Source organism: Parabacteroides sp. AF17-28 (assembly GCF_003479205.1).
In the GTDB taxonomy this organism is placed as follows: Bacteria; Bacteroidota; Bacteroidia; order Bacteroidales; family Tannerellaceae; genus Parabacteroides; species Parabacteroides acidifaciens.
In genome coordinates this window covers 1-7573 of sequence record NZ_QUGV01000050.1, presented here as the reverse complement: position 1 = coordinate 7573, position 7573 = coordinate 1, and the positions used below count along the sequence as shown (strand labels likewise).

8 protein-coding genes are annotated in these 7573 nt (G+C 42.6%); 1 reads left to right on the top strand and 7 read right to left on the bottom strand.

The genetic code is table 11. The annotated features are described in order from the left end of the window. From DWW90_RS20175 to DWW90_RS20150, 6 genes are all read right to left on the bottom strand, one after another. A partial coding sequence (locus tag DWW90_RS20175; protein ID WP_304481841.1) for a putative oxidoreductase C-terminal domain-containing protein occupies positions 1 to 791 on the bottom strand: 791 nt, incomplete at its 3' end. Between the two features lie 18 nt (positions 792 to 809). Continuing rightward, positions 810 to 2030, bottom strand: a complete 1221-nt coding sequence (gene uxuA, locus DWW90_RS20170) for a mannonate dehydratase (RefSeq protein ID WP_122346267.1) — start codon at positions 2028 to 2030, stop codon at positions 810 to 812. A gap of 3 nt (positions 2031 to 2033) precedes the next feature. Then, positions 2034 to 2840, bottom strand: a complete 807-nt coding sequence (locus DWW90_RS20165; protein ID WP_115501389.1) for an SDR family oxidoreductase — start codon at positions 2838 to 2840, stop codon at positions 2034 to 2036. A 4-nt stretch (positions 2841 to 2844) separates the two neighbouring features. Continuing rightward, positions 2845 to 3741, bottom strand: coding sequence for a PmoA family protein (locus DWW90_RS20160; RefSeq protein WP_122346266.1), 897 nt, complete (start codon positions 3739 to 3741; stop codon positions 2845 to 2847). Between the two features lie 4 nt (positions 3742 to 3745). Further along, on the bottom strand, positions 3746 to 4981 hold the full coding sequence (locus tag DWW90_RS20155) for a PmoA family protein (protein ID WP_115501387.1): 1236 nt from the start codon (positions 4979 to 4981) through the stop codon (positions 3746 to 3748). A gap of 5 nt (positions 4982 to 4986) precedes the next feature. Next, positions 4987 to 6360, bottom strand: coding sequence for a Gfo/Idh/MocA family protein (locus tag DWW90_RS20150; protein WP_115501386.1), 1374 nt, complete (start codon positions 6358 to 6360; stop codon positions 4987 to 4989). Between the two features lie 182 nt (positions 6361 to 6542). Here DWW90_RS20150 and DWW90_RS20145 point away from each other — a divergent pair, with 182 nt between their 5' ends. Continuing rightward, entirely contained in the window at positions 6543 to 7415 is an 873-nt protein-coding gene (locus DWW90_RS20145; RefSeq protein WP_158543415.1) for an AraC family transcriptional regulator, read from the top strand. 59 nt (positions 7416 to 7474) lie between these two features. Here the strand turns inward: DWW90_RS20145 and DWW90_RS20915 are convergent, their stop codons facing one another. Then, positions 7475 to 7561: a putative oxidoreductase C-terminal domain-containing protein gene (locus DWW90_RS20915; protein WP_255418875.1), complete on the bottom strand. Its 87-nt coding sequence runs from the start codon at positions 7559 to 7561 to the stop codon at positions 7475 to 7477. Positions 7562 to 7573: the final 12 nt, after the last annotated feature.

The window sequence follows — 7573 nt, the reverse complement described above, 5'->3', positions numbered from 1 at the left end:
TTCTTATAGTCGATTACCTGTTCCGGGAATGCTTCCCACTGAACAAGGTCTACTAAATGGGTCGTTACGTCGACGATACCCTCGCCCTGCTGGGTCACATCGAAAAACCATGCCGGACGTTTTAACGGATTTCCAGACACGACTTTAAAAAAATGATGTACACTTTCTTTTACAATAGCTGGATCAGCTAACGAACCTTTCAACTGTTCTCCATAAACAGCCGGAATCAAAGATAGCTCGCGCTGCAACATAGTTGTTATTTCATTGCGTTCCGTCATAATATCATACAACAAGACACCTTTCTGTCCGGCAATGTCGAAACACTCTTTCAACAAACTGAAGTTCTCACTGTTTATTGCCATCGGTTTATCAGCCAAGACATGAATTCCTGCCATCAAAGTTTGCTTTATATACTCGGTTTTCTTCCTGTTATTACCAGCAGTCACCATCACATTTCCCTTTTTCTCCACAAGCATTCTTTCCAGGAAATCCGGACCTTTATAAACAACTTCCTGCCATTTCGTTGGAGAATCAGTACGAGTGTTATATCCCTCTATTTTTTTTAAATGCTCTTTCACATCATCCCCATCAGGAGCATATACATAGATTTTATCCGACACTTGATCATACGAATCTTTCTGAACCAAAGCTGCATGAAAATGCCCCGGATCCAATGTTATAAGTTTGACTTCTCCCGGAGCTCCGGTAAAAACATCCGATTCCGCTTTTTTTGTAAAACAAGAAGACATCAATAAAAGTGATGCCAATGTAAAAATCAAATACTTTTTCATTTTCTTACACTACCAATCTTAATTATCACCAGAACATTCCAGTAAACAACGTTCAATCCCTGTTTGTAAACCATCTATTTCAGCAAGCCCCTTCAATCGTCCTACCAAGGGATATCCAGGGTTAGAAATACGATGATAATCATCCAACATTCGCAATCCATGATCTGGACGAAAAGGAAGTCTCGTATCTGTACGCCCTGCTTTTCTCCTCCGGATCTGCTCTTCCAACAATAATTTCACAATGGCAAACATATCTACGCTACCACATAAATGGCCTGATTCATAGAAACCACAGTTCGGCAGAAAAGCCGTATTCCGCAAATGTACAAAATGAATGCGGGGAGCAAACTCTTTCACCATCGATATAAGATCATTATCAGGCCGAGCCGATAGTGATCCTGTACAAAAAGTCAAACCATTTGCCGTTGAATCATTCTGCTCCAATATCCACCGGATATCCTCTATCGTACCAGCAATACGTGGTAATCCCAGCAAAGGGAAAGGCGGATCATCCGGATGAATACAGAGATTTATTCCAACTTCTTCCGCGACCGGAACCACATCGTCCAAAAACAGGACAAGATTACGGCGTAATTGTTCTTTCTCTATCCGATCATAAGTTTTCAAATAATCAAGGAACTGTTTCTTATAATCTTCCCCTTCCCCCACTACACCATGAATGAACGCCTGCGTCACAATAATAATATTATGAGCCAGCTCTTCCTGCTGTTCCGAGGATAGTCCGGCAATTATCCCGGCAGCTTTTTCCTGAATATCCTTAGGATAACTTTCACGCGCCCCCTCCCGTTTGAGAATATAAATATCGAAAGCGGCAAAAGTCGGATAATCGAACAGCATGGATTCAGCTCCATTCGCGTTTTTATAACGCAAATCCGTCCGTGCCCAATCCAGCACAGGCATAAAATTATAGCATACGGTGTCTATACCGCAGGTTCCCAAGTTGCGCAAAGACTGCCGGTAATTTTCAATCAGGCGGGAACGGTCGGCAGAACAAATTTTGACTCCTTCAGAGACAGGGAGACTCTCCACTACACTCCACCTCATGCCATGATTTTCGATCTCCTGCTTAACGGCCAAGATCTCCTCTACCGGCCAAACTTCGCCAGCCGGAATATGATGGAGGGACGTAACGACTCCCTCCACTCCCATCTGCTTTAAATCGGCAAGTCCGACAGAATCTTTCCTGCCGAACCACCTCCATGTTTTTTCCAATGCCATACGCTATACACCACTAAATGAACTAAATCCACCATCTACTGGAATAATCGCTCCTGTTATAAAACTGGCATGTTCTGAGCAGAGAAAATGGACAAGTCCGTTCAACTCTTTAATATTGCCAAAACGTTTCATAGGCGTACGGGCTAATATTTTCCGGCTCCGATCCGTATAAGAGCCATCCGGATTGATTAACACCCCACGATTCTGATCACCAATAAAAAAGCCTGGTGCCAATGCGTTCACACGGATTTTCTCACTAAATTTCAACGCCATCTCCATCGCTAACCATTGAGTAAAGATACTTACGCCACTTTTGGCAACCGAATAACCAGGAACCCGCGTAATAGCCGAATAAGTAGCCATTGACGAAACGTTGATGATACAGCCTTCTCCTTTTTCCGCCATAATCTTTCCAAACACAAGGCAAGGATAGACAGTTCCATTCATATTCAGATCCGTTACCCGATTAAAATCTTCTACTTTCATATCAAACACCGTTTGATCTTCACGCAAGGTTGCTCCCGGTAAATTACCTCCCGCTGCATTTATTAAAATGTCTACACGACCCCACTCTTTAAACACTTTTTCCCGTGCAGCCTCAAGACTATGTATATCCAATACATTACATTGAATGCCAAGAACCTCTCCCTGTTGTGTCAACTCTTTTATACGATTACCAAGTTGCTCTTCGCGAATATCCAAAATAGCAACTTTCACTCCATTCTCTACCAGACTGCGGGAAATACTCCCCCCCAATACACCTCCACCACCAGTTACAACAGCAACTTTTCCTTTCAAATTTATATCCATCGGTTTATTCTTTTTTATATTGTTCGAACAATTGAACTATACCAGCTTGTTTGGAGTCTCCCGCATGCACCAGCACTCGGTATCGCAAGTTAATTTTCTCTCCTTTTCTCAGGTCTGTCGTTTCCCTGTTTTCCGGCCAATACATAGGTGTCGGCGATATAAAACCATAATCACGCGTAAACCAGGGAGACGGATACCATTTATTTGAAGGATGCTGCATGATAGTAATCCCTTCTATTCCGGTTTTTCTTTTGCCATAACAATCAATCCAAGAAGAAGCAACACCAAACGTTCCTTTTTCCCCTTCTTTACCTTCAGAATTGATCATCACGCCACCCTGTTTAACTGTTAAATCCGGATCAATACGGGCACTAAACAGGGAATGATTAGTTTTCAAGATTGTAACATCCATTAACATTTCCATTTCGATATCAAAATCCAGCTGATACAAATTTGAGGATGGAGACGAAATTGTTATTTTACGGCGATCAATAATTGGAGCCTGCGCATCCGGCCGTTTCCAAATGCATTCGTCCTCAATTACCACCCGTTCGCCTTTTGCCTCTACAATACGGGCACCAACCGAAACAATCTGTCCACGTTCAAGCCCTTCCTGCCAGTAGTTACCACCATTCACCCGATCGCAACCGAAAAACAGAGAACTATGGTGAGGAAACTCCCCATTACGCATCGAAGTAGTCGAGGCTCCGGAAACAGGACCGTTAACCGGGAAAAAGAACGGATATTTCTCATCCGGCTGAAAATGATAGCTGGTGAAAAACTGGTTACCAACCACAACATCGATCCGGTTTCCGACCTTTGTTGCGGAAACAACTTGTACTTGAGCCACCATAATTCCAGCCAAAAGCAAGGCAGCTATTGTTAATATTATCTTTTTCATCTTTCTATTGTTTTATTGTTACTTTTGGAGGGTATGCAAAATCGTTCCACAAACGATCCGCTCGTTCACGTGTCATCTCACCATCATAAGAAAAGATACGATAACACAACTTATAATGTTCACCAGGCATCAGTTTCCAGTCTTTATTTTTCGTCGGGGCGAAATTCACAAACGCATCCCCCCGACCACCATTGGCATTCTCATCCCAGATACGAAGCGGTTCCGGTGCATTATAATTCTCCGGATGTCCTAAAAACAGCATACCCGAACGTCCTCGATTGCCACATTGTCCTGTGACATAAATCCAGCGAGCAGTAGTTCCATCTATTCTCTGGCGCGTTTTTCCTTCCGATGTAAACATCTCGCTATTTTCTTTAGTCCACTCTTCCGTTGCACGCCATCCGAAACCGGCATAACGATAAGCTTTTATCAACACCGGTAAATCCGTCGACGGATGTAAACCAGACTCAAAATCCCACAAGAAACCATCTGCCACATTCCAAGCTTTTATATTCCAAGACTCATCCATAATCACTTTCTCACCCGAAGGGGTAAAGATATAATGATCCAGCATGGCCTTATATCCGGCACAAACATCTCCCTGATAAGTACACTCAATATCACGTGCCCGTACCGTGCCTTGTTTGTCCCCCAGGTTCCAGAGATCATATATTTTTCCGTCATACTCAATACGCGTCCAAGGATTCCAGATTCCATAATGATGGTAATGATCTTTTGGCTGTATGGCAGTCAGAACATTCCCGGAAGGGGAATAGGCCGGATGGATAAACCCGCTACGCTGATAAGCCAGATCTATTCCTGCCGGAGGAAATGTAACCGCATAATTATACTGAAGAACTTCATTACCATTCTTTTTCAACACTAAAGCAGTCCCTGTATCAGACACTTTCATTGTCCCAGTTTCCTGATGTACCTTAATCCGTTTAGCGATAAACTCGCGTGAAGTACCTGCCGGAGTAACACCATCCAAAATCCAATACAATACAGGCTTTTTTTCTTCCCATATCAATTGGCATTTCACCGGCTTCTTTTTCTTGTCTATTTTCTCAAACAAAGCAACACTGAACACTTCTCGTGTACCCAACACTGAAATGTCTGCAGAAATGACGCAATCCTTTCTTTCAAAATTACCGGCTTCCACGACTATCTTAACTGTTTCTGCCGCCCATAAAGGCAAAGAAAAAAGCCAACAACAAATAATTAATATAAACTGCTTCATAACTATCAGAAATTATACGGTGGACGATGGGGACGAGCAATCATAGAATTCGCTTCGTCATCATCTTTAAATCGCTCCAGAATCGGGTCCCAATAAAGTTTTCTGTTGAGTTTCATGGCTATATGTTGCAATAAGCAAGCCGAGCAGGAACGATGTGCTACTTCAGCCGGTGTAATATTCTGCTTACGAGTCCGTACACTCTCAAGCCAGTTCCCATGATGGTCTGTGCTTCTATACAAATGAACTTCGTTTTCACCAATCACAGATGTCAATATCTTCGGATCAGAAGCCTGTAATGCTTTTGAACTTCCTGCTGTCGTCGGGTCATTTGCCGAAGCCTGATAAGCTCCTCGACTTACAAATATCCATCCTTCGGTTCCGGTAAACAAAACCCCGTTCGGTTTCTCATTCGTATTAGTGATTCCACGGACTATCACCCCATTATCATAAAGCATCTCCGTCTCGAAATCATCCCCATGAACATCCCACAAGCCTCCGGACGCAAACGTTGCACGCCCAAATATTTCTATCGGACCGGAATACTCCTTATCCATCGCCCAATGAGCAATATCAAAATGATGCGCTCCCCATCCTGTGATCATACCGGCCCCAAACTGCTCGCAGCGCAACCATCCTGGACGCCCATACCCTCGTTGGGGATGTACACGATCAACCGTATATGGGACATAAGGCGTCTGTCCAAGCCACATATCATAATTAAAACTTTTCGGGATAGGCATTTCCTCCGGATTTCCACCTGACGGATCACCCGGTAAACGGACTTCTATCTCTTTCAATTGCCCGATACGCCCATTTCTCACCAATTCGCAGGCAACCCGGAATTGCTCCATTGAACGTTGCTGGCTTCCAATCTGTAGGATGCGCCCGGTCGCATTTACAGCATCACTCATTTTACGTCCTTCTTCGATCGTTAAAGAAGTCGGTTTCTGCAAATAAACATCTTTTCCAGCCCGAACAGCATCAATTGCGATTTTGGCATGCCAATGGTCCGGGGTACTGATCAGAACTGCATCAATATCTTTATTCGCCAACAAATCTTGATAATTTTCATATGTAGTCACACCTGTATAGGGCTTTCCTAATTTTTTGGAATAGTATCCTTCTACCAACTTTTTCGCATCTGCCACCCGATTTGCATCAAGATCGGCAGCAGCAATAATCCGGACATCATCATATTTCCAAACTCCTGGCATATCATGATCCCGTGAAATACGCCCAGTCCCAATAGCTCCGATATTAATCCGATTGGATGGTGCATTAGGCCCAAAAACAGAGGCCGGGACAATAGTCGGAGCGATAAACATACCAACTCCCGCAGTCAATGATCTTTTTAGAAACTCTCTTCGTGTTGTAGTCATCGTATCAGAATTTAAAATGTTATTACTTAGTTGCTATATACAAAAGTACAAAGAGTTTACCTACCGGATATAACCTATTTTTGCAAATAATGACACTATCTTGGACCGAAACAAAAAACTTTACAGCCCCCGATTCACAAAAATTATACATACATTTGCAAATAACAAGAAGAGAGTCTGAAATGGAAAATAGAATAATGCATGAGCAACTCACGATTTATTCCGGAGCGCCTATTATTGCACGGAAATATGATTATGAGAAATTTACATTTCCCTGGCATGTACATAATGAATTCGAAATCATTTATGTAGAAGAAGGTTCAGGGAAACGGTTTGTTGCTGATAACATGGAAGAATTTCAAGCTCATGACCTTACTCTAATCGGTAGTGGAATTCCCCATTATATGAAGAGTACACCGGAGTATGAAAAGGGCGATAATAAATTGCGGGTCAGAGGCACAATCATCCAATTCGAAGAAGCCTTTATGGCTCATGCTATTAATAATTACGCCGACCTGTCTCACATCAAAAATTTATTGGAAGACGCAAAGCGTGGAATTCACTTCCCTTATCCACAAAATCAGGAGATTATCCGAAGTATTATACAATTGCCCGAATCTAACGGAATCATACGAATTATCAACTTACTACACTTATTGGACCAAATGGCAAAATTTCCAGACAAACGCTCTCTGGGAAGTTTGCAATTCTGCCAAACCCTATCACCGGCGATGGACCCGCGCATGAAAAAGGTACTCTCATTTCTAATGAACCACTATAAGGAAGATATAGACCTTAACGAAGTATCTTCACTCATTGCCATGAACAACTCTGCCTTTTGCCGTTACTTCAAGGATAAATCAGGAAAGACTTTTACAGAATATGTGCTGGGGTTACGTACCGGATACGCATGTAAACTACTGATCGAAAACAAAATGGATATCTTCCAGATCTGTCTCGAATGCGGCTTTAACACCATTACACATTTTAACCGGATCTTCAAACGCAACACAGGCTTTACTCCTACCGAATACCGGAAACAATTTCTTAAATAAAAACCGGTCTAAAAGAATAACTCTTACAGACCGGTTCACTATTCTTATAAAGAAATCGTTTACTTCGTTTTCGCTTTTGCCATATCCAAAGCAGAAGTCGTTGTGTAATACTTAGCCAGCATATTCGGAACTTCCCATTCCGGCAATTTGCCATCCTT